Here is a 24,644-nt window from a genome sequence, read left to right on the forward strand (position 1 = left end):
TTAACTCACTGAACGAACGAATTTAAGGGAAAGAAACAATGGCAGCTAAAGACGTAAAATTCGGTAACGACGCCCGTGTAAAAATGCTGCGTGGCGTAAACGTACTGGCAGATGCAGTGAAAGTGACCCTGGGCCCGAAAGGCCGTAACGTGGTTCTGGATAAATCTTTCGGTGCACCGACCATCACCAAAGACGGCGTGTCCGTTGCGCGTGAAATCGAGCTGGAAGACAAGTTCGAGAACATGGGCGCGCAGATGGTGAAAGAAGTGGCCTCTAAAGCGAACGACGCGGCAGGCGACGGCACCACCACCGCAACCGTACTGGCGCAGTCCATCATCACCGAAGGCCTGAAAGCCGTGGCTGCGGGCATGAATCCAATGGACCTGAAGCGTGGTATCGACAAAGCGGTTCTGGCTGCGGTTGAAGAGCTGAAAGCGCTGTCCGTTCCGTGCTCTGACTCCAAAGCGATCGCTCAGGTTGGTACCATCTCCGCTAACTCCGATGAAACCGTGGGCACCCTGATTGCTCAGGCGATGGAGAAAGTGGGTAAAGAAGGCGTTATCACCGTTGAAGAAGGCACCGGCCTGCAGGACGAGCTGGACGTGGTTGAAGGTATGCAGTTCGACCGTGGCTACCTGTCTCCGTACTTCATCAACAAGCCGGAAACCGGTTCTATCGAGCTGGAAAGCCCGTTCATCCTGCTGGCTGACAAGAAAATCTCCAACATCCGCGAAATGCTGCCGGTGCTGGAAGCCGTTGCTAAAGCAGGCAAACCGCTGCTGATCATCGCTGAAGATGTGGAAGGCGAAGCGCTGGCGACCCTGGTGGTGAACACCATGCGCGGTATCGTGAAAGTGGCTGCGGTGAAAGCACCGGGCTTCGGCGACCGTCGTAAAGCCATGCTGCAGGATATCGCTATCCTGACCGGCGGTACCGTTATCTCTGAAGAGATCGGTATGGAACTGGAAAAAGCCACCCTGGAAGACCTGGGCCAGGCTAAACGCATCGTGATCAACAAAGACACCACCACCATCATCGATGGCGTGGGTGAAGAATCTGCTATTCAGGGCCGTGTGACCCAGATTCGTCAGCAGATCGAAGAAGCGACTTCTGACTACGACCGCGAAAAACTGCAAGAGCGCGTAGCTAAACTGGCTGGCGGCGTTGCGGTTATCAAAGTGGGCGCAGCTACCGAAGTTGAAATGAAAGAGAAAAAAGCACGCGTTGAAGATGCCCTGCACGCGACCCGTGCTGCGGTTGAAGAAGGCGTAGTGGCTGGCGGCGGCGTTGCGCTGATCCGCGTGGCGTCCAAACTGGGCGAACTGCGTGGCGCGAACGAAGACCAGAACGTGGGTATCAAAGTTGCGCTGCGCGCAATGGAATCCCCGCTGCGTCAGATCGTACTGAACTGCGGTGAAGAGCCGTCAGTTGTGGCTAACACCGTGAAAGCGGGCGACGGTAACTACGGTTACAACGCGGCTACCGAAGAGTACGGCAACATGATCGAAATGGGTATCCTGGATCCGACCAAAGTGACCCGTTCCGCTCTGCAGTACGCAGCCTCTGTTGCTGGCCTGATGATCACGACCGAGTGCATGGTTACCGACCTGCCGAAAAGCGACGCGCCGGACTTAGGTGCTGCTGGCGGTATGGGCGGCATGGGCGGTATGGGCGGTATGATGTAATTTAACCTTCCTTCTTAAAGCTACCGCTGCGTTGGCTGCGTTCGCTCGCCCCGGTCACTTACTAATGTAAGCTCCCGGGGACTCTCGAACTTGCCGCCTTGCCGTAGCTTTAATTAGTCGGTTAAATCAATCTGTCGCATAAAAATGTGAAACCCCCAGTCAGAAATGGCTGGGGGTTTTTCTTTTGGTCATGTTTTTAGTATAAGGTCTTACGGATAAAATTTGTTCCGGCCAATTAATAACGAGGAATGACATGCGCATTACAGTCTCAGCGGGAATGGTTGCGGCGGCGCTGCTGCTTGCGGGATGCAGCACGGGTAATCAATTATCGAGCGGTGGTCACAATGTTCGTTTTGTAGAAGATAAGCCGGGCGCGGAGTGCCAGCTATTGGGTACTGCTACGGGCGAGCAAAGCAACTGGCTATCTGGCCAGCATGGCGAAGAGGGCGGCTCTATGCGCGGCGCGGCAAATGAATTACGTAATAACGCGGCAGCGATGGGCGGCAACGTGCTGTATGGGGTAACCAGCCCGGGTCAAAATCTGCTTTCCAGCTTTGTGCCCACCGCCAGCAAAATGGTCGGCCAGGTTTATAAGTGCCCAAACTAATAAAATTAGCCCGGTCATAACGCAATACAAAAGGGAATGTATTCCCTTTTGTATGCCGGAGGCGTTAGTTTTTCGCCGGAGCCCGAAGTGCGGCGATACACAGGCGGTGTAGAGAATCAAGGCACTGCTGTTTAGTCAGTTCACTGCCCGACGGCGTAATTTCAGTACAAAAAATCTGACAGGGCCTCTCTACGATTTTCCTCAGCCGCCGACTGAACTTCATCGCTCGCTGAGCTACGCCTTCCGCTTCCTGCGAACCTGACAGCGCATTGGTTTTCATCACGACGCCGCAATAAGCGTTATGTCCGGTATCTTGCTGGTATTTATAGACTACCAATAAATAGCGGCTAAACAGCGATAATTTCCAGGGCTGTGGATTATAACTGTCATATTCCATTTTGCCATCGTTAAGTAAATCTATGTCATATAAGGGAATAAAATCGAGCATGGAAGAAACGGTTAATAAAATATCCTGAAAGCCTGCGTTCTTAATGGCAAAAATAATGGCGCGGATAAACGTCTCTACCTGATTATCATTAATTAAAAAAATAGTTTTTTCAGCAGATCGGGAAACAATCTCCAGCTCGATGCCGGATATTTTCATCGCGGCGCTGATTTGTGCAACGTGGGCGGTATCGCCAGCAGCCTGGAGTTCTTGCTCATTAAGCGCGGGCGCATGGCGCAGCATTTCTGGCTGGCTGGCTGCTGTCCTGCGGTTGTGAAAAAGATTCAATGCGGCTTTCAAGCGCATGCAGTAAGTCCTGCAATTGCGGGAGAGAAAATAAGAAAAGATTCTCCTTATCGTTAATGTTGCGTATTTTTAACGCCAGAGAAACAAAATGTTTATTATGGCAAATAACACCTGAATTAATTCCTTTAACGATGGCTGGCATGTTGGCTCTCAAAATAATCTCCCCTGCCGCTGTAAACAGCGGCAGGGGAGATAAGGTGAATAGTTTTAAGAAGCTAGCACATCGACGGATGTGGAAATAATCCGCTTTCGGACGGCGATTACCGTTGCCTTAGCTGCAAATCCAGCGGCGTCTTACTGGGCTCGCCGCCAATTTCACGCGCCAGTTTTGGCACCATATAACCTGATACCAGCGTCAGCAGCTCGCGAATAATATTGCGGGCATCCTCATCGTCTACCAGGAAATGCGCCGCGCCCTGCACGTGATCCAGCACGTGAAGGTAATAGGGCATCACGCCCGCGTCGAACAGTGCATTGCTGAGCGCCGCCAGCGTTTGCGCATTATCATTCACGCCGCGTAATAACACGCTCTGATTGAGCAGCGTCACGCCTGCCCGACGCAGCTGTGCCATCGCCGCGCGAAACGCCTCGTCGATCTCTCTGGCGTGATTGATGTGATTGACCAGGATAATTTGCAGGCTGGATTGAGCAAACCGCGCCGTCAGCGCGTCGGTGATGCGCGCCGGGATAACAATCGGCAGGCGGCTATGAATACGCAGCCGCTTGATATGGGGAATGCCTTCAAGCTGGGTGATCAGCCAGTCGAGCTCGTGATCCTTCGCCATCAACGGGTCGCCGCCAGAAAAAATAATTTCATCCAGTTCAGGATGCGCGGTGATGTAGTCCAGCGCCGTCTGCCAGTTGCGTTTGTTCCCTTGATTATCGGCATACGGGAAATGGCGGCGGAAGCAGTAGCGGCAGTTAACCGCGCAGCCGCCCTTCACCAACAGCAGCGCGCGATTACGGTACTTATGCAACAGGCCGGGTACCACACTGTGCTGTTCTTCAAGAGGATCGGTAGAAAAGCCGGGTGCCATCACGAACTCTTCACGGGAGGTTAAAACCTGCCGCAACAGCGGATCGTTGGGGTTTCCTTTTTCCATCCGCGCCACGAAGGCGCGCGGCACGCGCAGGGCAAAAAGCCGTCTCGCCTCACGCCCCGCGAGGAGATCTTTATCTGCTTCTATATTTAAAACATGCAGAAGCTCGTCAGGATCGGTTATAACATCGGCGAGTTGCGCTAACCAATCTTCTCTGGAAGAGGGGTTTAGGGTTACAATGTCTGCCATTTTTTTGGCTAAGCTACCAGTTAACATATTCAGAGGGCCTTATGGCGACTTATTCTAGCAACGATTTTCGTGCCGGTCTTAAAATCATGATGGACGGCGAACCCTACGCCGTAGAATCCAGCGAATTCGTTAAACCGGGCAAAGGTCAGGCTTTCGCGCGCGTTAAGCTGCGCCGTCTGCTGACTGGCACCCGCGTAGAAAAAACCTTTAAATCTACTGACTCCGCTGAAGGCGCTGACGTTGTGGATATGAACCTGACTTACCTGTACAACGACGGTGAGTTCTATCATTTCATGAATAACGAAACCTTCGAGCAGTTAGCGGCGGATGAGAAGGCAATCGGCGATAACGCGAAATGGCTGCTGGATCAGGCTGAGTGCATTGTTACGCTGTGGAACGGCCGTCCGATCGCCGTACAGCCGCCAAACTTTGTTGAGCTGGAAATCGTTGATACCGATCCGGGTCTGAAAGGCGATACCGCAGGTACTGGCGGCAAGCCGGCTACCCTGAGCACTGGCGCGGTGGTTAAAGTGCCGTTGTTTGTGCAGATTGGTGAAGTCATCAAAGTGGATACCCGCTCTGGCGAATACGTATCCCGCGTGAAATAAATTTTACGTCTGGTTCGCGGCGTGGTTCTCCACGCCGCCGTATGCAGGAAGCTATTGAACGTGAACCGTATTGTGAAACCTCTGCTTGTGACCCTTCTTTTCTCGCTCTTGCTGAGCGGCTGTAATACCGTACGCGGTTTTGGCGATGACATTCAGCATCTTGGCGGCGCCATCGAGCGTGCGGCGAAGTAATCTCTAATTCTCCTAAAAATCTTTACCTAACCTTTACTTCCCGAGTTTTTGTCTATGCTTAAGTAGCTATACACAAAACATTGGCTATTAAAGGATAAGATTATGATCAAGAAAACAATTGCGGCGTTCTTTTCATTAGTGGTCCTTTCCTCACTGCTGACTGCCTGTAACACCACCCGTGGCGTTGGTGAAGACATTCAGGACGGCGGTAGTGCCATTTCTGGCGCAGCAACCAAAGCACAGCAGTAAGACCACGTGGCGGCGCGGCGCATCAGCGGCCGTGCCGTTAAATTTGTGCCAGCTCAGTTCCCCGGCGGAAAAGCGTAAAGCGATTATTTGCGCCCAACTTCATTCTGATATTGCGTTTGTAGGTGTAGACCGTTTTCACCGTAATCTGCATGCATTCAGCAATACTCTCGTTACTGTCTCCTTTCTTCCACAACTGCAAAATTTGCTCTTCGCGTAACGTCAGCAGCGAAGCGATATGCCGGTTATCCACTTTGATATGCATTCGGGTAAGCGCATTTTGTAACGCTTCATCCACGGCTTCCAGCGAGCAGGATTTATCGGCGCTGAACCAGATGTCCTGAGTAGCACAATAATTTTCTAACTGCGCAGACCTGGCGGAAGGCAATAAAATAAAACGGGTTTTTGTAGAACTGGCGGCAAAAATGGATGACAGCTGATCGATATGGTGCAGATCGTGTAAGAAGCCATAAAAATCGGCAATAACGATATCAGGTTTCCATTTCATGTACTCCCTGGCCCGCAAGAGATCGTCTGTCTGGACGACGTCTATGGATAACGCAGATTCACTAATGAGCTGGGCCAAACCTGTACGGCTGTAGTAACAACGGTCTATCACTAAAATTTTAGGCATACATGATTTCTGAATACTCTGCGGCTATGTACTAGCCTCCTGGACGCGTTAGTGCATCATAAAGAATAATCCTAAAAATTAACCAGCGAGTTACGCTGAGATATTCCGCTAATTCTGGCGTTAAATAGGGGGGTTAACGTAACTTAAAGTAAATTAGTTGATTTTGGCTGCAAGGATGAGGATGATATGCCACTCTTACCGATACCTGACGGGACGACCCGTTAGCGTTTGTTCATCAGGGGACGGCCCCGCACTATGGAGACCGTTATGTCCTGGATTATTCTACTGATTGCTGGCCTGCTGGAAGTCGTGTGGGCGGTTGGCCTGAAGTACACCCACGGTTTTAGCCGATTAACCCCCAGTATCATTACCGTTACCGCGATGATCGTTAGCATCGTGCTGCTGTCATGGGCGATGAAAACGCTGCCGACCGGCACCGCGTATGCGGTGTGGACCGGCATTGGTGCCGTCGGGGCCGCCATTACCGGGATGGTGCTGTTAGGCGAATCCACCAGCCCTGCACGCATACTCAGCCTGGCGCTGATCGTGGCGGGCATTATCGGCCTTAAGCTCAGCACCCATTAAGGCTTCTGTCTGACCCAAATCAGCTTTTCAACTTTAAAGCCCTGCCGGGTCGCGGCGCTTAACATCTGCTGTTTAACCTCGTCGCTGATGGTTGGCGTACGGGATAAGATCCACAGATAGTCGCGATCCGGCCCGCAAACCAGCGCGTGTTGATAATCTTTATCCAGCGCAATCACGTTATACCCGCCATAAAACGGCCCAAAGAATGACACCTTAAGTGCAGCGCGATCCGGCGATCCGGTGAAGTACGCTTTGCCGATGCTCTGTTGCCACTTACCGCGATCGGGATTAAATCCACGGTTAATCACCTGGATCCCGCCGTCATCCATGGTGCTGTACGTGGCGGTGACCTGATCTAAACCGCGTTCGAAGCTGTGGTCGAAGCGGGCGATTTCATACCATTTGCCCAGATAACGCTTCGCGTCGAAGTTCTCCACCACGGTGACGCCTTTCGGCGGGGTAGGGGAACTACAGGCAACAACCAGAAACGCGACGGCGACGGTAGTGATGATCGGGAGAATGCGCATAGAGATTTCCTTAGACGTTTTTTTCTAAGTGTAGATTGCGTCACGGAAAACGCGCCCGTAAGGCGCGTTAAGATTTTTGTTGTGCGGCGAGGGTGGCGGCGACATCCATAATGGCGGCGGGAGGCTGCTGATGGCGGATCTGATTGGCCATAAAGCGCATATACGGATCCATATGGCTAAACATCGCCTTATACCCCGCGCAAAGATGGTTATGCCAGCGATCGCCCACCTGGCGGATGCGGTGCTTCGGGCAGCCGCCGTGGCAGGCGAAGCGCCATTCACACTTCTGGCATAGCGACGACACCTGCGCTTTCATCATCCCGAACTTACGCTGCTGCTTGCCGCCCGCCAGCGCCGCCAGATTATCGCTGCGCAGATTGCCCAGCCGGTGCTCCGGATAGACATAGTGGTCACAGCTGTAAATATCGCCGTTCTGCTCCACTACCAGCCCGAAACCGCAGGTCGACTGCATCACGCACAGCGACGGCTTTTCTCCAAGCCAGGCGGCCAGCGCGCTATCAAACAGTTGAACGTAGACGCGGCCAACGTCGCGGCGCACCCAGTAGTCAAAAACGGTATTGATAAACGCGCCCCACTGCTCGCCGCTGACTGACCACTCGGTCACCGCCCCGGTTTTTTGTGGGTACAGCAGCTCGCCGTACTTCTCATGAACCGGGCGTTGCTCCACCGCCGGGATAAACTGTATGTGTCTCGCACCCAGCTCTTCGGTGATAAACCGATAAATCTCCAGCGGCGCTTCGGCAGTGGCATTGTTCACCACCGTCAGCACGTTCACCTCGACGCGGTGTTTTTGCATCACCGCCATAGCCTGCACCACCTTATCAAACACCGACTTTCCGCCGCGTGTTTTGCGATAGCGATCGTGCAGCCAGGCGGGGCCATCGACCGATAACCCAACCAGAAACTGGTTACGTGCCAGAAATTCCGCCCATTGATCGTCAATCAGCACGCCGTTGGTTTGCATACTGTTGCGGATGGTTTTCCCGCCTGCGAACTCTTTCTGCCAGGCCAGCGCTTTTTGATAAAAATCCAGCCCGGCCAGCGTTGGTTCGCCGCCCTGCCAGGTAAATTCCACTTCCTGCGCCGGGTTGGCCTCAATGTACTGTTTAACGTAGCGGCGCAGGGTGTCGTCATCCATATGACGCGCGGGTTTTTTAGGCTTCAGCGTGCCCTGTTCTTTTTCCAGGTAGAAACAATAGTCGCAGGCGATATTGCACTGGTAGCTGACGGGTTTCGCCATAAGGTGGAATGCTTTTTTCATACTTGTCCCGTCCTGAAGTGGGTATGCCAACGCGCGAAAGTGATCTTAATCACCCTTTAGACATTAAGGATTGACAGTAGGTCGCGCCTGTAGAAATAATAATTTCACAAAGGCAATCTTTCAATGAAATTTAATATTCAAATTAACTATACCAACACCAGGGATACACCATGAGCAAACTTTTTGCTGGTGCACAAAATCTGGGCAAGTCGTTTATGCTGCCCATTGCCGTGCTGCCCGCCGCGGGTCTCCTGCTGGGGATCGGCGGCGTTTTTTCTAATCCGATTACTATCGAAACCTACTCTCTACTCGACAATGCCGTGCTGCAAGCCATTTTCACGCTGATGAAAATGTGCGGCAGCGTGGTGTTTGATAACCTGGCGCTGCTGTTTGCCGTGGGGATCGCCGTCGGGCTGGCACGCAGCGATAAAGGCACCGCCGGTTTAGCCGCCGTGCTGTGCTTTATCGTGATGAACAAAGCCATCAACGCCATGCTGTTTTTAACCGGCACCCTGGCAACGGAGAATTTTGCCGCCGCAGGGCAGGCGAGCGTGTTGGGCATCGTGACGCTTCAGACCGGCGTGATGGGCGGCATTATCAGCGGCTTGCTGACCGCCTGGCTGCACGGGCGGTTCAGTAAAACCGAGCTGCCGAACCTGCTGGCGTTTTTCAGCGGTTCACGCTTCGTTCCCATCGTCACCTCATTTTTCGCGATCCTGCTTGGCGTGCTGTTGTTCTGGATCTGGCCGCCGGTGCAGGCGGGCATTACCCACCTGGGCGGCCTGGTGGAGAAAACCGGTTATATCGGTACGCTGTTCTACGGCATGATCCTGAAATGCCTGATCCCGCTCGGGCTTCACCACCTGTTCTATTTGCCGTTCTGGATGACCAGCGTGGGTGGCGAAGTGATGGTCAACGGCCATGTAGTCCAGGGCACCCAAAAGATTTTCTTTGCCCAACTGGCCGATCCCAGCGTGACGCAATATTACATCGGCGTGTCGCGCTTCATGGCCGGGCGTTTTGCTGATTTTATGTTTGGCCTGCCGGGCGCGGCGCTGGCTATCTACCACTGTTCGAAGCGTGAAAATCGCACCAAAGTCGCCAGCCTGATGCTGTCGGCGGCGCTGACTTCGTTTGTTACCGGCATTACTGAACCGCTGGAATTTGCCTTTATGTTCTGCGCGCCGCTGCTGTATGTGGTGCATATCGTTTTGACCGGCGTGGCCTTTATGCTCACCCACGTGCTGGCGATTACCGTCGGGCAGACTTTCTCCGGCGGCCTGATCGATTTCTTGCTGTTCGGCGTTCTCCAGGGCAATGCCAAAACCAACTGGCTGCTGATGCTGCCGCTTGGCGCGGTGATGTTCTGCCTCTACTACTTCTCCTTCCGCTTTTTGATTCAGTGGCGTCAGTTGAAAACGCCAGGCCGTGAAGACGAACCGGCTGATGAAGCCGCGGCGGAAGTCAGCGATAAAGCCGCCCGTCCGTCAATGATCGTTTCCGCACTGGGCGGCCGGGAAAATATTCTCGACGTGGATTGCTGCGCCACTCGCTTGCGGGTCACGGTGAAAGAGCCGGGTCGGGTCAAACTGGATGACTTTAAGGCCTCCGGCAGCCGGGGCGCATTCCTGCGCGGTGAGGGCGTACAGGTGGTGTTTGGACCGCACGTCACGCTGATCAAAAACGAAGTCGAAGAGTATTTAGGTCTGTAACGGCGTCGCTCACGCGACGAGAGGAATGTATGAAAGCTGTAATGTTGATGTTTGACACCCTGACCCGTCATCACCTGGCCCCGTATGGCGGCACGGCGATCACCCCAAACTTTACCCGGCTCGCCCGCGAGTCGGTGCAGTTTGACAACTTCTTTGTGGGAAGTATGCCCTGCATGCCTGCGCGCCGGGAACTGCACACCGGGCGCTATAACTTCCTGCACCGCAGTTGGGGGCCGCTCGAACCCTTTGATTTTTCGATGCCGCAGGCGCTGCACAGGCAGGGTATCCATACGCATATGGTGACCGACCATAAGCACTACTGGCGCGACGGCGGGGCGACGTATCACACCCGCTATTCCACCTTTGAGTTTATTCGCGGCCAGGAGGGCGACTGCTGGATTGGCCAGGTCGCAAAACCCACCATCGCCTGGCAGGGCATGGAAGACAAAGAAACCTTTAAGCGGCGCAGCGGGCGCATGACCCAGGATCTGATCAACCGCGCGGCGATGCCGGGGATTGAACAACACTATACCCATCGCACCATCAAAGCCGGGTTAGATTTTATCGACACCAATAAAGATCAGGATAACTGGTTCCTGCAAATCGAGTGTTTCGATCCTCATGAACCGTTTTTCGTGCCGGAGAAATATCTGGCCCAATACGGCTGCAAGCCCGGCGAATTTGACGGCTGGGTGCCGTACTACTGCGGCAGCCCCGGTGGCGAAAACGATGAAAAGGTGCGCAAATTCTACCAGGCGCTGATCACCATGTGTGACGACTATCTCGGCCAGGTGATGGATAAGCTCAAGGCGAGCGGGCTGTGGGAAGATACGCTGTTTATCGTCTGTACCGACCATGGTTTCCTGCTGGGCGAGCATCAGTGGTGGGGCAAAAATATCATGCCGGTGTACAACGAAATCGCTAACACACCGTTCTTTATTCGCGATCCGCGCTGCAAAGTGCAGGGTGAGCGGCGCGGGGCGCTGGCGCAAACCATTGATATCCCGGCTACGTTGTTGGACTTCTTCGGCGTTGAAAAGCCCGCGTCGATGACCGGCCAGTCGCTGCTGCCCGTGGTGCGCAACGATGAAAAAATCCGCGATTACGCGCTGTTTGGTTATTTTGGCGGGCATATCAACCTCACCGACGGCCAGTACGTTTATATGCGCGCGCCGCGTGAAGAGGGCAAGCGGCACCTGTTCGAATATACCCTGATGCCGACGCGTATCGATAGCCCGTTTAAAATCAGCGAACTGACCGATATCACCCTCCACCCTGGTTTTGATTTCACCCAGGGCGCGCAGGTGATGAAAATCCCGGCAAGCTTCGGGTATCTCAATCCGTGGCGCTTCGGCGATAAGCTGTTCAATCTGCAAAGCGACCCGCATCAGCAGCACAACATCAATAACGTGAGTTATGCGCTGCATTTCGCCAGGGCGATGATCCCGGTGTTGCAACAGCATGATGCGCCGGAGGAGCTGTATACCCGCTTCCAGCTGGACGCGCCGACGGTGGAGCAGGAGCAGGCATTCCAGACGTTATGGCAAAGCGACGTGTGGCTGGCGCAGCGCGGCTATCGCGGCGAGCACCGTGGCGTAGCCGAAGCGTTGCAGTTTGTGGCGCGGGCGCTGGCGGAGCAGGGCAACACTGACGACGATCTGTTTGGCTGTTTTGACCCGGAAACGCTGTTGACGGAAGCCTCGGTGTTTACGGCCATCGACAGGTTATTTGCTGCTGAGAAGCAGGCCGCGCTGAATTATCAGGTACGGCTACTGTTGCGGATTGACTGAGGATTTATGGCGCAAACCTGGACACTGGAAAATGCGCGCTGGCGGATGGCGGTCAGTGCGCGAGGCGCGGAAATGCGCCTGTTGACCGAGAAATCTGCTGGCCGGGAGTGGCTCTGGATGCCAGATGACAAAACGTGGAAAAGCACTGCGCCACTGCTTTTTCCGGTAGTAGGGCGGTTAATCCATAACGGGCTATGGGATGACGAAAAATTTTACCCGCTGCCCGCCCATGGCTTTTTGCGTCATCAGGCGTTTTCATTGTTAAAGCATTCGCCCGGCACGCTAAGCCTGATTAGCCACGCGACGGATGAAACCTTAAATATCTGGCCGTTTCTGTTTTCGGTGCAGGTGGACTATCAACTACTGGATACGGGTGTGCGAATCGTCTGGCGGGTGACCAACCAGGATCGCCAGCCGCTGTGCTTTTCGCTGGGTTACCATCCCGGTTTCGCCCTGCCTGTCGCGCAAGAGCACGGCTGGCGCGTCACGTTTGACGACGCGATGGTTACCGGCCCGTTCTATACCCGCGACCGGACGCTAAGCCTGACGCAAAACGCTGGTACAGTGCGCGAATTTACGCTCACGCCGGACGCGTTTTGCCACGGAGCTGTTTATTTCGCCGGATGCCAGGGAAGCCGGGTTAACGTGATATCGCCAGAGGGGCGCAGGGTACTGCAATGCCGGTTAACTTATCAGCCCTGGGTGGCGTTATGGGGCGTGCCGGGGGCGGATTTGCTGTGTATCGAACTGCTGTCCGGCACGACCGACGCGCCGGACGCCTCCGGGCAGCAGCGCGAAAAGCGGGGGATGCAGTGGTTGGCGGCTGGCGCAGTTTATCAACAGCAGCTGGATATGGTATTCCCGGCAGACGGCGCGCGGTGAGATGGCTAAAATAGCGGGCAGTGAATCGTCCAGAGAGCCGTCTATGAGCATCAACAGAGAAAACGTCAGGGTTTATATCGCCAATATTCTGGCCACGCTGGCGGATAAAGATCGCGCGATCGCGGAGTTTATTCTGCACAACGCCGGGCGCTTCGTGCAGCTGCCGGTCAAAAAGCTGTCGCAGGAGATTGCGGTCAGCGAGGCCACCATCGTGCGGTTTTGCAAAAAGATTGGCTATGGCGGGCTGCTTAACCTTAAAGCAGAGCTGCAACGCGAGCTGCTGGAGGAGAGCGATCTGACGCTGCCCTCATCGCCGGATATTTTTGTCGGGGATTCGCGTAACGATGTGGCGCAAAAAATCGCCATGACCATCGAAACCACGGTGCAGGATACTATCGACCTGGTGGACATGAAAAAGCTCAAAACTATCGTTGAGCGATTTATTGCCGCCCGCCGCGTGATGTTTGTTGGCTTTGGCGCGTCCGGCCTGGCGGCCATGGAAGCGCGGGACAAAATGAACCGTATCGGCATCGATTCTGAAGCCTTTACCGATCGTTTTACCATGACCCTGAAGCTGGCGAACCTCAAGCCTGATGATCTGGTGGTGGCGTTTTCGCACTCCGGCGAAACCCCGGAAGTGGTCAACGCGTTTAAGTTGGCGCAAAAAGCCGGGGCGTTCCGTTTAGCCATTACCCATCGCACCGTTTCGCCGTTAAATGAACTGGCAGACGCCTTTTTACTGACCTGCGGTGAAAGCGCGCGCTATCAGGGAGATTCCATCGGCACCCGCGTATCGCAGCTGTTTATGATCGAGTTTTTGTGTACGGAGGTGACCCGGTACAATTTCAGGGATACGGATTCGCCCGGGTTATCGATTAAAGAAATACTGATAAAAGAACGGATTAAGCGTGAATCAACAGGATAATGCGCCTGCCCAGGCGACGGGAAAAGGGCAATGGTGGTTGTCGGGCAAAACCCCGGATTACCGGTTTACGTTAGCTAACGAACGCACTTTTCTGGCCTGGATCCGCACTGCTTTGGCGTTGCTGGCGGGGGCGGTCGGCATTGACCAGTTTTCACCCCATCTCGGCTCGCCGGATTTACGATTCGGCCTGGTGATGCTGCTGGTGATGGGCGGCATTGCGCTAAGCGTCACGTCCTGGCGCAGATGGCGGCGTAACGAGCACGCTATGCGCCTTGAGTGCGAGCTGCCCTACACGCGTTTTCTGTTGATGCTCAGCGGATTTATGACGCTGGTGGCGATACTGCTGGCAGTTCTGTTCTGGCAGAACGCGCCATGATGGCCCGCGATCCGGGCTTGCAGCCGGAACGCACCCGGCTCGCCTGGTCACGTACCCGCTTCTCGCTGGCGCTGTTTGCGCTGCTCTGCTTTCGCGGCTGGTGCCGCGACGGCAATCTGTTTTACGGGGCGGCAACCCTGATGTGTGGCGTCGCGGCGGCGTCGATTTTGTTTAACGGGCATCAACGCGTCGGAAAACCGCTGATTTCGCTCAGCCTTTGCGCCGCCGGGCTGCTGCTGTTGTTAAATGCATTACGCCATCTGATGGCATAAAAAAGGCCTGCGCATCGGCAGGCCTGTTTCACAATGGGTTGTGCTTACAGCGTAATCACGCCAATCAGCGCCACGACAGTCAGGATCGCCGCCAGGCCGTAAAACACCCACTTGCCGCTCGGCACATGAATTTTCAGATCGTGCATGGCGTGGTGGATACGGTGAAGCCCGCACCACAGCGGCAGAACAATCATCAAAAACAGAAATACCCGGCCAATAAAGCTTTGGGAAAATGCCAGCACGCGCTCATAACCCAGCGCGTCGCCCGGATAGAGACCCAGCGGCAGCATAATACCCACCAGCAGTACGATCACCGGCGCAATAATCGCGCCCCACATACCGCCAGCGCCAAACAAGCCCCAGAAAACCGGCTCATCGGAACGTTTTGGATTGGGATTAATCACAGGGCCTCCTTACCAGAACAATGCCACAAACAGAATCACCACGGTCACCACGATGGTGACGCCCCAGAGCCCCTTGATAATCGGCTCCGCACCCAGTTTTTCATCCTTAACGATGATGTTGGCCGCTTTCGGTGCCAGCTCAAACCAGGTTTTGGTATGCAGCACGGCCGCCGCCAGGGTGATCAGGTTAAGGATCACCACGATTGGGTTTTGCAAAAAGCCAACAAAGCCCATCCAGCTTTCCGGGCCGCCTTTCAACGCGAACAGGCCGTAAATCAGCACGATGCTGAACCATACGGTCGGCACCGCCGTTCCTTCACGGATCATGTAAAAACGATAAAAGCCGAGGTTGCGCCACCAGGTCGGACCCATCGTCCGTACATAAGGCTTACGTTTTGTTGTCATCATGCACTCCTTAGCGAGGTTTCAGGGTGGCGATTAAGAAGTCTTTCGAACTCTCCACCTTGCCCTGCTGAATGGCGGCTGCCGGATCGACATGTTTCGGGCACACTTCAGAGCAGAAGCCCACAAACGTACAGCTCCAGACGCCATTCTGGCCGTTCAACTGCGCCATACGCTCTTTCTTGCCGTGGTCGCGGTTATCCAGGTTATAACGGTGCGCCAGCGTAATTGCCGCCGGGCCGATAAACTCCGGGTTCAAACCAAACTGCGGGCAGGCGGCATAGCACAGACCGCAGTTGATGCAGCCGGAGAACTGATGGTACTTCGCCATCTGCGCCGGGGTCTGGTTGTTCGGACCCTGATCCGGGGTGCGCGGATTGCCGATGATGTAAGGCTTAATCGCTTCCAGACTTTCAATAAAGTGGGTCATATCGACCACCAGATCGCGCTCGATCGGGAAGTTCGCCAGCGCCTCGACCTTCATGCCTTTCTCGTAATCGCGCAGGAAGGTTTTACAGGCCAGCTTCGGCACTTTGTTGACCATCATCCCGCAGGAGCCGCAGATCGCCATACGGCATGACCAGCGATAGCTCAGGTCCGGTGCCAGATTGTCTTTGATGTAACCCAACGCATCCAGCAGCGAGGTTTGCTCGTCGTAAGGCACCTCATAGAACGTGCTGTGGGGCGCGTTATCCACTTCCGGGTTATAACGCACCACCTCAACTTTCAGGTTTTTCATCTCAGCCATTCGCCGTCTCCTTCTTCTCGGCTGCTTCTGCTTCCGCACCGTAAACGCGTTTTGCTGGCGGCAGCGTGGTGATTTTCACGTCGCTGTATTCCAGACGCGTCGCGCCGCTGGCGTCGCGGAAGGCGAGGGTGTGTTTCAGGAAGTTGACGTCATCACGCTCGGTGCAACCTTCATCCAGACGCTGATGCGCCCCGCGCGACTCTTTACGCGCCAGAGCGGAATGCGCCATACATTCGGCCACATTCAGACCGTGGCCCAGCTCGATAGTGTAGAGCAGGTCGGTGTTGAACACGCTGGAGTTGTCGGTGATACGCACGCGCTTAAAGCGTTCCTGAAGTTCGGCGAGTTTATCCACGGTTTTCTGCATCAGTTCCGGGGTACGGTAGATACCGCAGCCTTCTTCCATCGACAGACCCATTTCATCGCGGATCTTCGCCCAGTTCTCGTTGCCTTCCTGATTCACCAGCGTTTTCAGACGTTGTTCGACGTCCGCCGCCTGCGCGTTGAGCGCAGAATCATTGGCTTCGGAAGCGGTAGCAGAGCGCGCCATCGCCTGTTCGCCCGCCATGCGGCCAAACACCACCAGTTCCGCCAGCGAGTTAGAACCGAGGCGGTTTGCGCCGTGCAGACCCACGGAAGAACATTCGCCCACGGCGAACAGCCCCTGAATGCGGGTTTCACACTGCTGGTTAGTTTCGATGCCGCCCATGGTGTAGTGCGCGGTCGGACGTACCGGGATTGGCTCTTTAACTGGATCGACGCCCACATAGGCCTTCGCCAGTTCGCAGATAAACGGTAAGCGCTCAAGCAGTTTCTTCTCGCCCAGGTGACGCAGATCCAGATAGACCACATCGCCGCGCGGCGTCGGGATGGTGCGGCCAGCGCGCCATTCGTGCCAGAACGCCTGAGAAACTTTATCGCGCGGGCCAAGTTCCATGTACTTGTTCTTCGGTTCGCCCAACGGCGTTTCCGGGCCCATGCCGTAATCCTGCAGATAACGGTAGCCGTCTTTGTTCACCAGAATACCGCCTTCGCCGCGGCAGCCTTCGGTCATCAGAATGCCGGAGCCCGGCAAGCCGGTCGGGTGATACTGAACAAATTCCATATCGCGTAGCGGTACGCCGTGGCTTAGCGCCATGCCCATACCGTCGCCGGTGACAATCCCGCCGTTGGTGTTGTAACGGTAGACGCGGCCTGCGCCGCCTGTCGCCATCACCACCGCATTGGCGCGGATTTGCACCAGGGTGCCTTCCATCATATTCATCGCCACCAGGCCGCGGGCGTGGCCATCGTCGACCAGAATGTCGAGTACGAAGTGCTCGTCGAAGCGTTGAATTTGCGGGAACTGAAGGGAGGTCTGGAACAGGGTATGCAGCATGTGGAAGCCGGTTTTATCCGCGGCGAACCAGGTGCGTTCGATTTTCATCCCGCCGAAACGACGCACGTTAACGGTGCCGTCCGGACGGCGGCTCCACGGGCATCCCCATTGCTCAAGCTGTGTCATCTCTGTGGGGCAGTGATGCACGAAATAGTCCACCACATCTTGCTCACACAGCCAGTCGCCACCTGCCACGGTATCGTGGAAATGGTAGTCAAAGCTGTCATGATCCTGCGCAACCGCTGCGGAACCGCCTTCGGCGGCAACGGTGTGGCTGCGCATAGGGTAGACTTTAGAAATCAGTGCGATTTTGGCGTTAGGATTAGCTTGTGCTGCGGCGATGGCCGCTCGCAGTCCAGCTCCGCCAGCGCCAATGACGGCGAGATCGGCATAAAAGGTTTGCACGACATTCCTCCAGATTATTGTAATTTCGCAAGCGCTATGACCAAACCAGAACAGACGCAAGGCACGTTTGCGAAAGCGAATTCCCCTGCTCCTTAATGGGTAGAACAGTATAACGGGGTCAATCTTAAGGAAATTTGACGTGTTCGATTTTTTTGGCGGGTGCCCAGTGGCCTTTGTCACAATCATTGATGTCTGGCTCACGAAACCGAAGATTCATGATTCATTAACCGTCAAAACCAAAAATTCGCTGCGCAAAAATTGTCTCCTCTGCGCGATGCGGGTAGACTTCGTGCCCTTATCTGAAGTCGGAGAATAAATTATGAGCGATACGGCCTCCTGGCAGCCGAGCGCATCCATCCCCAATCTGTTAAAACGCGCAGCGCTGATGGCGGAGATTCGTCGCTTTTTTGCCGATCGCGGCGTGCTGGAGGTGGAAACCCCCTGCATGAGCCAGGCGACGGTTACGGATATTCATCTGGTCCCGTTTGAAACCCGTTTTGTTGGCCCCGGCCATTCACAAGGCATCAACCTTTATTTGATGACCAGCCCCGAATACCACATGAAGCGCCTGCTGGCGGCGGGTTGCGGCCCGGTCTACCAGCTGTGCCGCAGCTTCCGTAATGAAGAGATGGGGCGTCATCACAACCCGGAATTCACCATGCTGGAGTGGTACCGTCCGCATTACGACATGTACCGCCTGATGAACGAAGTGGACGATTTGCTACAGCAGGTGCTGGAAACCAGCCCGGCGGAAACGATCTCTTATCAGCAGGCATTCCAGCGCTATCTGGAAATCGATCCGCTGTCCGCCGATAAAGCCCAGCTGCGTGAAGTCGCGGCCAGACTGGATTTGAGCAATATCGCCGATACCGAAGAGGATCGCGATACGCTGCTGCAACTGCTGTTCACCATGGGCGTTGAGCCGCAGATTGGCAAAGATCGTCCGACCTTTGTTTACCACTTCCCGGCGAGCCAGGCATCGTTAGCGCAGATCAGCACGGAAGATCATCGCGTCGCCGAGCGTTTCGAGGTCTATTTCAAAGGCATCGAACTGGCGAACGGCTTCCACGAACTGACCGACGCTCGCGAGCAGCAGCAGCGTTTCGAGCAGGACAACCGTAAACGCGCCGCGCGTGGTTTGCCGCAGCAGCCGGTAGATGTGAATTTGCTGGATGCATTAAAAGCGGGCCTGCCGGACTGTTCCGGCGTGGCGTTAGGCGTGGATCGTTTGATTATGCTGGCGCTGGGCGCGGAACGGCTGTCTGACGTGCTGGCGTTTAGCGTGGATCGTGCGTGATAGAAAAGCCCCTTATCTCAATTTATAAGGGGCATATTACAAGAAATATGCCTATTCCACTTTTCACAAGTTTTATTGAAGCTTAATCCTTCTGTAATATACTGAAAAAAGACATTTGTTTGTTTAATTACAACTTATTTCTGTTTATAAAAGTACATAATTTATCTTTTCTTTATAAAAAAGTCCTTTATTTTAAAGGATGTTTTTATTTTATAGAGAGATTTATAAAATGAATGAATCATTATTGTTTTGTGATGTTGATGAATATGGCTTCCCGCACTGGAATGGCTTTGATGCATTTCGTTGGTATGCATTGCCCACGAATTGGGGATTTATGACGGGGAATGCTTATTTATGGCTTTATAAAACTTCATGGTTAATCTATCACCGAAACATGATTAAGCAATATTCTAAAGAAGCTGAGATCCCAGCTTTTTTATTAGCGGGTGTCGCTGTGTCAGAAGTCGGTGGAATGCCTGAAAGGTTCAAAGGATTAGGCGTTTTGCAAGCCAGGCAAGTATTAGATGAATTGACAGGTGAGGAAAATCACTACTCTAACAAAACATCAGTAGGATCGATTGCAATTCAATTAGGCGTTGCTGCTGAAACCCTAGGGATAGACCCTACAACCCTGGACCATTTTCAACAATTCCGACTTGCTAATTGTTTATTAGACAATAGCTTCAATATTCGAGTGGTCGCTTTTCATTTGCGGGACTTAATTCTCTATGATAATCCTGGGATTAATACAGCTATGTTGACTGATGAACAAATTATCCTTGCAGGTTCACGTTATAATCGGGGAACTCAAAGACTTGATAGTGATATTAAAAACTCGATTCACGATCCGATAGGTTCTCCAACCCGTGAATATAGCGAATACGGACGGCGTATTCTTCAAAAAAAAGAAGCCATAATGCGGATATTAGAGGGTAGATGAATGAACTATAAAATTTACGCCCTGGGGATAATTTGGTTTTTTGTTGCGTTATTTTGGATTATTGTATTTTCTCTCCAGGATAAAGAGTGGATGATAGGCTCAGAAGAAATTAAAAACATCTGCGATCTGGTTTATTTGATTGAAAACGACGATGCTCGCGATGTAGGTATTATCGTAACGCTTCCCGTTTTCTTTCCTGCAATTTATGCTCTTATTATCAAAAAAAAGCATCACTGGTTTATCTGGTTAATAACCTTATGTCTTACAGGTTATTGGCTATGGCAATTTTTTATCCGCTATCAGCTTTGCCTCTGGTAAAAAAGCCGGTCACCCGAAGTAACCGGCTCTCTGATTACAAACTTCCCGCCGGGCGCGAGCTTTTCCCTGTCGACGTTAACGTCCGCGCGGTACGCTTGCCGTCCAGGCTTTCCAGACGCATCTGGAACGGCGGGAACGGCAGGTCGATACCGTGTTCGCGGAAGCCGTGCAGGATCAGCTGGTGGATCTCATGGCGCAACGGCATCCGGTGACCCATCTCAGCGGCGTAGATACGCAGCTCAAACAGTTGCAGACCCTGCTGTAAATCCACCAGAAACACTTCCGGCGCCGGGTTATCGATCACCAGCGAACAGCGCTTCGCGGCGGTATACAGGATTTGCGTTACCTCTTCGCTATCGGCATCTCCCGGCGCAGGCACGGTCAGCACCACGCGGGTGACCGAGTCGGACAGCGACCAGTTAATAAACTGCTCGGTGATAAACGCCTTGTTCGGCACGATTATCTCTTTGCGGTCCCAGTCGCTAATGGTGGTGGCGCGGGTATTAATGCGCGTCACGCTGCCGGTCAAATCGCGAATAGTCACGGTATCGCCGATGCGGATCGGTTTCTCAAACAGGATAATCAGGCCAGAAATAAAGTTGGCGAAAATTTCCTGTAAACCAAAACCCAGCCCCACACCGAGTGCGGCCACCAGCCATTGCAGTTTCGACCACTCAATCCCGATCATTGAGAACCCGGTCAGGCCGCCAATCAGCATCAACAGGTATTTGGTGATGGTGGTGATGGCGTAACCGGTGCCTGGCGTTAAATCCAGATGCTGCAACAGCGCCAGCTCCAGCAGGGCCGGCAGGTTTCGCACCAGCTGGGTGGTGATAATAAATACCAGTATCGCGATCAGCACCGCCCCGAGGGTTATCGGCTCGATGCTTTCCACGCCCTGCACCGTCGAGGTGACATCCCACAGGGAGATGTTCTCCAGGAAGCCGAACGCCGAATGGATTTCCGACCACAGCACAATCACCGACAGCAGGGCGATCAGCATCAGTATTGACCGCACCAGCCGGAGCGACTGGGCGCTGATGGTATCGAGATCCACTTCCGGCTCTTCGATGATCTCGTTGCTGCCTTCGGTGCTGTGGTTATGGGCCGGCTCCTCTTCGCCGCGCGCGCGCTGGGCGAGAATTTCCGCACGGCGGTGTTTAGCGCGGTCAAACGCCAGGCGGCGGCGCTGAATAAACATCCAACGGCGGATCACGTGATATACCACCAGCAGCAGGAACCAGATGGCGACCGAGGTTTCGAGACGCGCCAGCAGCGCCTGGGCGGTGGCCAGATACCCCACGGCGGATGCCAGAATCGCCAGCAGCGGCGCGCTGAGCATCAGGTTCCACAGCATCTTGTTCACCATGTTGTCGCCGCTGCCTTCTTTATCCAGCCACAGCGGAATTCCGGCGCGCTTCAGGCTTAACGTCACGATAGCCAGCGCGCCGCAAATCAGGATAAAGCACAGGCGGCCCAGCGAGCCGGAGAACTCCCGATCGTTAAGATTATCGAACATGATCAGCGCCATGATCAGCGGCACCACAAATCCGATGGTCATCAGGTAGTAACGCATCGCGCGGGCGACCTGGCGGCGCGGCCAGCCGAAGTGGGCGATAAACAGCCCGTTCGGGCGGGCGAAAGCGGCGCAAATCATCACCACCCACAGCAGCGGCACGGTGGCCGTCACGCCATCACCAATCGCCACGGCAATAGGGTAGGGCCAGGCCTCGCGCAGCCCGTAACCGAGCGTTGCCCACAGTACCGGCAGCGGCGAGGCCACCAGAATCGACCAGAACAATGTGCGTAGCGTCAGCCTGAAGTGATCCTGGGTAACTTTGCCGATGCGGGCGCTGGAGCGCTCCAGAAACGCCGTAAAGTGCCGCCGCGAACTGAGGCTGAAGCCCACCAGGATCAGCGCGCCAAACAGCGGCAGCAGCGTCTCTTTACTGGTAAGCATCATCAGCGTGGCGTTGCCCATCTGGCTGGCGGTGTCGAGCGATACCAGGCGGCGTAAATCCTGCACGATTTCAAGCGGCCAGGCGATGGTCATTGGGCTGACGTCCGCCGTCCAGAACAGATAGCGGTGGGTCGCCTCGTTAACCTCTTTTAGCGCGTCCTCCAGCTGGCTGTTGGCGACTTTCAGCTTGGTTAATTCCAGGATCAGCGTATCGCCGCCCTGTAACAGCGAATTGAGCAGCTCGCGCTGGGTGCGCAGTTGCGCTTCCAGAATGCGGTTTTGCTCCGCCGTGAGCGGCGCGCCGTCGGCCTGGCGAAGCTGACGCAGCTGCGGCTGCTTGTTCAGCAAATCCTCATAGCGCATACGGTGGACGCGCAGCTGCGCCATTTCGGTATCCAGCTGTTGCGGCTTGGGCATTTCCGGCAAACGGGCGACCTGCGCACGTAACGCTTCGCCGAGCATATTCGACACGCCCAGCCACTGGGACTGCTCGCGCAGGGTATTCAGCGCCTGGCGCACCTGCAGCGTCTGGCCAGAAGCCTGGCGCTGCTGCGATGCCACCAGATCCATGCGCTGCGCCTGCTGATTGAGCGCCTGCGACAGTTCGCGGTTGATTTTGAACTGCTCTTCGATAGACGGCGGCAGGCCCGCGCTGTTTTCTGCTAACAGTTCGGTGCTCTCCAGGGCGCGCTCAGCCTCTTTTTGCCGCTGGCTATTGAGCTGATTGCGCAGGGCTTGTAGATAAGCATCCAGCTGCTGGCTCTGTTTTTGCGCCAGCTCGCTGCGCATCCGCGACAGCTCCTGGCGGTTGCTGGCGGAAAGCTGCGCCAGTTCAAGCTCATCCACCAACGCTTTAAGACGTGCGGATTCCGCCTGGGCATTAAGCTGCTGGGCCTGGGTTAAGGCGTTGCTTGCCCCGGTCTGCGCGCCCGCCCGCCGTTCTACTTCATTCAGCTGACGGCGCGCATCGGTTTGCTGTTGCGGAAGCTGGCTGAGCGAGTCGGCGATTTCCCGGGTGCGCTCCTGCTCCTGCTGGGCCAGACGGCTTTTTTCCAGCAGTTGACTGCTGACTTGCAGGATTTCCTGGCTCAGGGCGTCAGAGGTGAGGCCTTCCGGGACTTTTTGCGGCTCGTCGCGCAGGTTATTCAACTGCTGGCGCAGGGTCTCGGAAAGCTTGGGGTAGTTATCAATAACTTGCTGGTATTGCGTTGCGCGCTCCAGCGAGGCTTTGCGCTCTTCAAGCGCGTTCAACGCGGCCTGAAGAGCCTCCACGGTTTCCGCCTGGTTAGGCAGATTTTTCGCCGCTTTGGCTTGCTCCAGTTCCTGGGAGATTTGTTTTGCGTCGGGGGCCGTCGCAGCGTACGCCCCCATGCTGAGGCACCAGGCCATCAGGATTGTGATAATCAGGCGCACGTCAGTCTACCTTTACGTAAAAAATTAACCCTGATCTTTCGGGGAGCCTTCAACCAACGGGCTGGCCGCCAGTTCAGCGTTGATTTCCTCATCCGACAGCGGCGCAGGGGTGGTATCCGGCGTCTCGAACGTTTCGGTGGAAACCGCCAGCGCTTCGCCAAGGCGGGTCACCGACAGGCTTTGCAGCCCCTCGACCAGATTCACTTTGCCCGGCGCGAACAGGTTGATCACCGTGGAGCCGAGCTTGAAGCGGCCCATTTCCTGGCCTTTAAGCAGCGCGACTGCGTTTTCGCTCTCGCCCGCCGGCCACGTCCAGCGCTTGATCACGCCTTCGCGCGGCGGCGTAACCGTACCGGACCACACCGTTTCGATGCTGCCGACAATGGTTGCACCGACCAGAATCTGGGCCATCGGACCAAATTCAGTATCGAACAGGCAGATCACGCGCTCGTTACGGGCGAACAGGTTCGGCACGTTCTGGGCGGTTAAATGGTTTACCGAGAACAGATCGCCCGGCACGTAGATCATCTCACGCAAGATACCGTTGCACGGCATATGTACGCGGTGATAGTCACGCGGCGACAGATAGGTGGTGGCGAAGGTCCCGTTGCGGAATTTATCCGCCATCAGGTAGTTACCGGCCAGCAGCGCTTCCAGGCTGTAGTTATGGCCTTTGGCCTGCAGAATTTTGTCTTCTTCAATGCGGCCCAACTGGCTGATGACGCCATCGGCGGGCATTACCAGCACGTTTGGATCGGTATTCACCGGGCGCACGTCATCGCGCAGCGGGCGAACAAAGAAATCGTTAAAGGTGCGGTAGCTGGCGGTATCCGGCTTCTGCGCCTCGTTCATGTTGACCTTGTAGGCTTTGACGAACAGGTCGATCACCAGTTTGGTCAGCCAGCCAGCACGTTTACTTGCGCCCCAGCCCGCCAGGCGAGTGAGCCACAGTTTCGGGAGAATGTATTGAAGCGAAAGTTTAAAGTTGTTTAACAAGATAGCCTCCAGGCTAATGT

27 protein-coding genes are annotated in these 24,644 nt (G+C 54.9%); 15 read left to right on the forward strand and 12 right to left on the reverse strand.

What is annotated here, in order from left to right; all coding sequences use genetic code 11:
• Positions 1-38 precede the first annotated feature (38 nt).
• The gene (gene groL / locus FND52_RS12545) at positions 39-1,685 is read left to right on the forward strand and encodes a chaperonin GroEL (protein WP_125294673.1); all 1,647 of its coding nucleotides are present in this window, start codon (positions 39-41) and stop codon (positions 1,683-1,685) included.
• Between the two features lie 253 nt (positions 1,686-1,938).
• Positions 1,939-2,292, forward strand: a complete 354-nt coding sequence (locus tag FND52_RS12550) for a DUF4156 domain-containing protein (protein ID WP_144131140.1) — start codon at positions 1,939-1,941, stop codon at positions 2,290-2,292.
• Between the two features lie 64 nt (positions 2,293-2,356).
• On the opposite strand, the gene yjeJ (FND52_RS12555) is transcribed toward FND52_RS12550, so the two are convergent.
• The 3 genes from yjeJ (FND52_RS12555) to epmB all read right to left on the reverse strand — a co-directional run bounded on the left by yjeJ (FND52_RS12555) (position 2,357) and on the right by epmB (position 4,332).
• A complete protein-coding gene (yjeJ, locus tag FND52_RS12555) occupies positions 2,357-3,043 on the reverse strand; it encodes a YjeJ family protein (protein WP_144131142.1) in 687 nt (228 codons plus the stop codon).
• A complete protein-coding gene (yjeJ, locus tag FND52_RS22115; protein ID WP_167509356.1) occupies positions 2,955-3,185 on the reverse strand; it encodes a YjeJ family protein in 231 nt (76 codons plus the stop codon). The genes yjeJ (FND52_RS12555) and yjeJ (FND52_RS22115) overlap by 89 nt, the downstream gene beginning before the upstream one ends.
• A gap of 118 nt (positions 3,186-3,303) precedes the next feature.
• On the reverse strand, positions 3,304-4,332 hold the full coding sequence (gene epmB, locus FND52_RS12565) for an EF-P beta-lysylation protein EpmB (RefSeq protein WP_144131149.1): 1,029 nt from the start codon (positions 4,330-4,332) through the stop codon (positions 3,304-3,306).
• A 41-nt stretch (positions 4,333-4,373) separates the two neighbouring features.
• Here epmB and efp point away from each other — a divergent pair, with 41 nt between their 5' ends.
• From efp to ecnB, 3 genes are all read left to right on the forward strand, one after another.
• Positions 4,374-4,940 (forward strand): elongation factor P, encoded by a 567-nt coding sequence (efp, locus tag FND52_RS12570; protein ID WP_125294669.1) that lies wholly within the window; start codon positions 4,374-4,376, stop codon positions 4,938-4,940.
• A gap of 60 nt (positions 4,941-5,000) precedes the next feature.
• On the forward strand, positions 5,001-5,132 hold the full coding sequence (locus FND52_RS12575) for an entericidin A/B family lipoprotein (RefSeq protein ID WP_125294668.1): 132 nt from the start codon (positions 5,001-5,003) through the stop codon (positions 5,130-5,132).
• Positions 5,133-5,234: 102 nt separating this feature from the next.
• On the forward strand, positions 5,235-5,381 hold the full coding sequence (gene ecnB, locus FND52_RS12580) for a lipoprotein toxin entericidin B (RefSeq protein ID WP_002434063.1): 147 nt from the start codon (positions 5,235-5,237) through the stop codon (positions 5,379-5,381).
• A gap of 37 nt (positions 5,382-5,418) precedes the next feature.
• Here ecnB and FND52_RS12585 read toward each other — a convergent pair whose 3' ends face one another.
• Positions 5,419-6,012 carry a LuxR C-terminal-related transcriptional regulator gene (locus FND52_RS12585; protein ID WP_144131151.1) on the reverse strand — a complete coding sequence of 198 codons (594 nt, stop codon included), beginning with the start codon at positions 6,010-6,012 and terminating at the stop codon, positions 5,419-5,421.
• 267 nt (positions 6,013-6,279) lie between these two features.
• On the opposite strand from FND52_RS12585, the gene sugE reads away from it, so the two are divergent.
• Positions 6,280-6,597 (forward strand): quaternary ammonium compound efflux SMR transporter SugE, encoded by a 318-nt coding sequence (gene sugE / locus FND52_RS12590; RefSeq protein ID WP_125294666.1) that lies wholly within the window; start codon positions 6,280-6,282, stop codon positions 6,595-6,597.
• On the opposite strand, the gene FND52_RS12595 is transcribed toward sugE, so the two are convergent.
• A complete protein-coding gene (locus tag FND52_RS12595) occupies positions 6,594-7,124 on the reverse strand; it encodes a lipocalin family protein (RefSeq protein ID WP_144131153.1) in 531 nt (176 codons plus the stop codon). The two genes, sugE and FND52_RS12595, sit on opposite strands and share 4 nt — an antisense overlap.
• Before the next feature lie 67 nt (positions 7,125-7,191).
• Positions 7,192-8,406, reverse strand: a complete 1,215-nt coding sequence (locus FND52_RS12600; protein ID WP_144131155.1) for an anaerobic sulfatase maturase — start codon at positions 8,404-8,406, stop codon at positions 7,192-7,194.
• 170 nt (positions 8,407-8,576) lie between these two features.
• Here FND52_RS12600 and FND52_RS12605 point away from each other — a divergent pair, with 170 nt between their 5' ends.
• From FND52_RS12605 to FND52_RS12630, 6 genes are read left to right on the forward strand one after another with little or no spacing between them, the layout of a single operon-like run.
• Positions 8,577-10,118, forward strand: coding sequence for a PTS transporter subunit EIIC (locus FND52_RS12605; RefSeq protein ID WP_125294663.1), 1,542 nt, complete (start codon positions 8,577-8,579; stop codon positions 10,116-10,118).
• 29 nt (positions 10,119-10,147) lie between these two features.
• Positions 10,148-11,908 (forward strand): sulfatase, encoded by a 1,761-nt coding sequence (locus tag FND52_RS12610; RefSeq protein WP_144131157.1) that lies wholly within the window; start codon positions 10,148-10,150, stop codon positions 11,906-11,908.
• 6 nt (positions 11,909-11,914) lie between these two features.
• The gene (locus FND52_RS12615) at positions 11,915-12,790 is read left to right on the forward strand and encodes an aldose epimerase family protein (RefSeq protein ID WP_144131159.1); all 876 of its coding nucleotides are present in this window, start codon (positions 11,915-11,917) and stop codon (positions 12,788-12,790) included.
• A gap of 43 nt (positions 12,791-12,833) precedes the next feature.
• Positions 12,834-13,715: a MurR/RpiR family transcriptional regulator gene (locus FND52_RS12620; protein WP_125294660.1), complete on the forward strand. Its 882-nt coding sequence runs from the start codon at positions 12,834-12,836 to the stop codon at positions 13,713-13,715.
• The gene (locus tag FND52_RS12625) at positions 13,699-14,091 is read left to right on the forward strand and encodes a YidH family protein (RefSeq protein WP_125294659.1); all 393 of its coding nucleotides are present in this window, start codon (positions 13,699-13,701) and stop codon (positions 14,089-14,091) included. Before FND52_RS12620 ends, FND52_RS12625 begins: the two co-directional genes overlap by 17 nt.
• Complete coding sequence (locus FND52_RS12630) at positions 14,088-14,363, forward strand: DUF202 domain-containing protein (protein WP_125294658.1); 276 nt, start codon at positions 14,088-14,090, stop codon at positions 14,361-14,363. Before FND52_RS12625 ends, FND52_RS12630 begins: the two co-directional genes overlap by 4 nt.
• A 44-nt stretch (positions 14,364-14,407) precedes the next feature.
• Here the strand turns inward: FND52_RS12630 and frdD are convergent, their stop codons facing one another.
• Genes frdD through frdA form a run of 4 tightly spaced genes read right to left on the reverse strand, consistent with a single transcriptional unit; the run spans position 14,408 to position 17,700 of the window.
• The gene (gene frdD / locus FND52_RS12635) at positions 14,408-14,767 is read right to left on the reverse strand and encodes a fumarate reductase subunit FrdD (RefSeq protein WP_144131161.1); all 360 of its coding nucleotides are present in this window, start codon (positions 14,765-14,767) and stop codon (positions 14,408-14,410) included.
• A 9-nt stretch (positions 14,768-14,776) separates the two neighbouring features.
• Positions 14,777-15,172: a fumarate reductase subunit FrdC gene (gene frdC, locus FND52_RS12640; protein WP_125294656.1), complete on the reverse strand. Its 396-nt coding sequence runs from the start codon at positions 15,170-15,172 to the stop codon at positions 14,777-14,779.
• A gap of 10 nt (positions 15,173-15,182) precedes the next feature.
• Positions 15,183-15,917, reverse strand: a complete 735-nt coding sequence (locus FND52_RS12645) for a succinate dehydrogenase/fumarate reductase iron-sulfur subunit (RefSeq protein ID WP_125294655.1) — start codon at positions 15,915-15,917, stop codon at positions 15,183-15,185.
• Complete coding sequence (frdA, locus tag FND52_RS12650) at positions 15,910-17,700, reverse strand: fumarate reductase (quinol) flavoprotein subunit (protein ID WP_125294654.1); 1,791 nt, start codon at positions 17,698-17,700, stop codon at positions 15,910-15,912. The genes FND52_RS12645 and frdA overlap by 8 nt, the downstream gene beginning before the upstream one ends.
• Positions 17,701-18,019: 319 nt before the next feature.
• On the opposite strand from frdA, the gene epmA reads away from it, so the two are divergent.
• The 3 genes from epmA (at position 18,020) to FND52_RS12665 (ending at position 20,255) form a co-directional block, all read left to right on the forward strand.
• Positions 18,020-18,997 (forward strand): elongation factor P--(R)-beta-lysine ligase, encoded by a 978-nt coding sequence (epmA, locus tag FND52_RS12655; protein WP_144131163.1) that lies wholly within the window; start codon positions 18,020-18,022, stop codon positions 18,995-18,997.
• A 229-nt stretch (positions 18,998-19,226) separates the two neighbouring features.
• The gene (locus FND52_RS12660) at positions 19,227-19,937 is read left to right on the forward strand and encodes a hypothetical protein (RefSeq protein ID WP_144131165.1); all 711 of its coding nucleotides are present in this window, start codon (positions 19,227-19,229) and stop codon (positions 19,935-19,937) included.
• The gene (locus FND52_RS12665; protein ID WP_144131167.1) at positions 19,938-20,255 is read left to right on the forward strand and encodes a YjeO family protein; all 318 of its coding nucleotides are present in this window, start codon (positions 19,938-19,940) and stop codon (positions 20,253-20,255) included.
• A gap of 34 nt (positions 20,256-20,289) precedes the next feature.
• On the opposite strand, the gene mscM is transcribed toward FND52_RS12665, so the two are convergent.
• Both mscM and asd read right to left on the reverse strand, forming a co-directional pair.
• Complete coding sequence (gene mscM / locus FND52_RS12670; RefSeq protein ID WP_144131169.1) at positions 20,290-23,628, reverse strand: miniconductance mechanosensitive channel MscM; 3,339 nt, start codon at positions 23,626-23,628, stop codon at positions 20,290-20,292.
• Positions 23,629-23,652: 24 nt separating this feature from the next.
• Positions 23,653-24,624: an archaetidylserine decarboxylase gene (asd, locus tag FND52_RS12675; RefSeq protein WP_144131171.1), complete on the reverse strand. Its 972-nt coding sequence runs from the start codon at positions 24,622-24,624 to the stop codon at positions 23,653-23,655.
• Between the last annotated feature and the right edge of the window lie 20 nt (positions 24,625-24,644).

It is taken from the genome of Atlantibacter subterraneus (assembly GCF_007570865.1).
GTDB lineage: Bacteria > Pseudomonadota > Gammaproteobacteria > Enterobacterales > Enterobacteriaceae > Atlantibacter > Atlantibacter subterraneus.

What these genes read in the sequence shown, in the direction of transcription:
- groL (WP_125294673.1), top strand. Translation starts at nt 39, where the DNA reads ATGGCAGCTAAAGACGTAAAATTCGGTAACGACGCCCGTGTAAAAATG.
- FND52_RS12550 (WP_144131140.1), top strand. Translation starts at nt 1,939, where the DNA reads ATGCGCATTACAGTCTCAGCGGGAATGGTTGCGGCGGCGCTGCTGCTT.
- yjeJ (WP_144131142.1), bottom strand. Translation starts at nt 3,043, where the DNA reads ATGCGCTTGAAAGCCGCATTGAATCTTTTTCACAACCGCAGGACAGCA.
- yjeJ (WP_167509356.1), bottom strand. Translation starts at nt 3,185, where the DNA reads ATGCCAGCCATCGTTAAAGGAATTAATTCAGGTGTTATTTGCCATAAT.
- epmB (WP_144131149.1), bottom strand. Translation starts at nt 4,332, where the DNA reads ATGGCAGACATTGTAACCCTAAACCCCTCTTCCAGAGAAGATTGGTTA.
- efp (WP_125294669.1), top strand. Translation starts at nt 4,374, where the DNA reads ATGGCGACTTATTCTAGCAACGATTTTCGTGCCGGTCTTAAAATCATG.
- ecnB (WP_002434063.1), top strand. Translation starts at nt 5,235, where the DNA reads ATGATCAAGAAAACAATTGCGGCGTTCTTTTCATTAGTGGTCCTTTCC.
- FND52_RS12585 (WP_144131151.1), bottom strand. Translation starts at nt 6,012, where the DNA reads ATGCCTAAAATTTTAGTGATAGACCGTTGTTACTACAGCCGTACAGGT.
- sugE (WP_125294666.1), top strand. Translation starts at nt 6,280, where the DNA reads ATGTCCTGGATTATTCTACTGATTGCTGGCCTGCTGGAAGTCGTGTGG.
- FND52_RS12595 (WP_144131153.1), bottom strand. Translation starts at nt 7,124, where the DNA reads ATGCGCATTCTCCCGATCATCACTACCGTCGCCGTCGCGTTTCTGGTT.
- FND52_RS12600 (WP_144131155.1), bottom strand. Translation starts at nt 8,406, where the DNA reads ATGAAAAAAGCATTCCACCTTATGGCGAAACCCGTCAGCTACCAGTGC.
- FND52_RS12605 (WP_125294663.1), top strand. Translation starts at nt 8,577, where the DNA reads ATGAGCAAACTTTTTGCTGGTGCACAAAATCTGGGCAAGTCGTTTATG.
- FND52_RS12610 (WP_144131157.1), top strand. Translation starts at nt 10,148, where the DNA reads ATGAAAGCTGTAATGTTGATGTTTGACACCCTGACCCGTCATCACCTG.
- FND52_RS12615 (WP_144131159.1), top strand. Translation starts at nt 11,915, where the DNA reads ATGGCGCAAACCTGGACACTGGAAAATGCGCGCTGGCGGATGGCGGTC.
- FND52_RS12620 (WP_125294660.1), top strand. Translation starts at nt 12,834, where the DNA reads ATGAGCATCAACAGAGAAAACGTCAGGGTTTATATCGCCAATATTCTG.
- FND52_RS12630 (WP_125294658.1), top strand. Translation starts at nt 14,088, where the DNA reads ATGATGGCCCGCGATCCGGGCTTGCAGCCGGAACGCACCCGGCTCGCC.
- frdC (WP_125294656.1), bottom strand. Translation starts at nt 15,172, where the DNA reads ATGACAACAAAACGTAAGCCTTATGTACGGACGATGGGTCCGACCTGG.
- FND52_RS12645 (WP_125294655.1), bottom strand. Translation starts at nt 15,917, where the DNA reads ATGGCTGAGATGAAAAACCTGAAAGTTGAGGTGGTGCGTTATAACCCG.
- epmA (WP_144131163.1), top strand. Translation starts at nt 18,020, where the DNA reads ATGAGCGATACGGCCTCCTGGCAGCCGAGCGCATCCATCCCCAATCTG.
- FND52_RS12660 (WP_144131165.1), top strand. Translation starts at nt 19,227, where the DNA reads ATGAATGAATCATTATTGTTTTGTGATGTTGATGAATATGGCTTCCCG.
- FND52_RS12665 (WP_144131167.1), top strand. Translation starts at nt 19,938, where the DNA reads ATGAACTATAAAATTTACGCCCTGGGGATAATTTGGTTTTTTGTTGCG.